General features: G+C 66.7%; 1 pseudogene. It reads right to left on the bottom strand.

Going from position 1 to position 516, the window contains the following annotated elements:
* A pseudogene (locus G3I71_RS52055) lies at positions 1 to 305 on the bottom strand (hypothetical protein); the annotation flags it as partial.
* Positions 306 to 516: the final 211 nt, after the last annotated feature.

Here is a 516-nt window from a genome sequence, read left to right as displayed (position 1 = left end):
GGCGGGTAGTACGCGACCTGCGGGGACGCGGGGTCGGACGACAGCACGGCGAGCGCGGTGTCGAGGTGGTAGTACCGGTCGTCGACGAGCTCGAGCGAGATCACGGGGCGGCCGACGAGCTCCTGCAGCTCGGCGTGCGACGCGTGCAGGTAACTGTCCGCCGCGAGCAGCTGGTGCCTCAGCTCGGCCTCGGTGTGCTCCTTCTTCGCCCCCAGTGCTCTGTTGCGGGCGACGAGTGCCACGACCGCGGCGACGGCTATCGCCGCCAGCACGACCAGGCACCACACAAGTGCATCTCGATTCATGGAAACCTTTCCCGGCGCATGGCATGCGGACGGCTGCAGATACACCTCGCGAGGCCCCGCAACACAGCTGATCGGCGCGGCTCACCTGCGGTTGCGCGGAGAACCTGCCGCCGATCGAAAATCAGCATCTGCGTCCAAAATGGATCAAGATCACAGATGCCGGGATGCTATCACCCGGAACTTCGCCCTCCCCACGCCGGTCATGGCACCG

Source organism: Streptomyces sp. SID12501 (assembly GCF_010550245.1).
In the GTDB taxonomy this organism is placed as follows: Bacteria; Actinomycetota; Actinomycetes; order Streptomycetales; family Streptomycetaceae; genus Streptomyces.
Note: the sequence above shows the minus strand (reverse complement) of the source record. Positions and strands in the feature narration are given on the sequence as shown.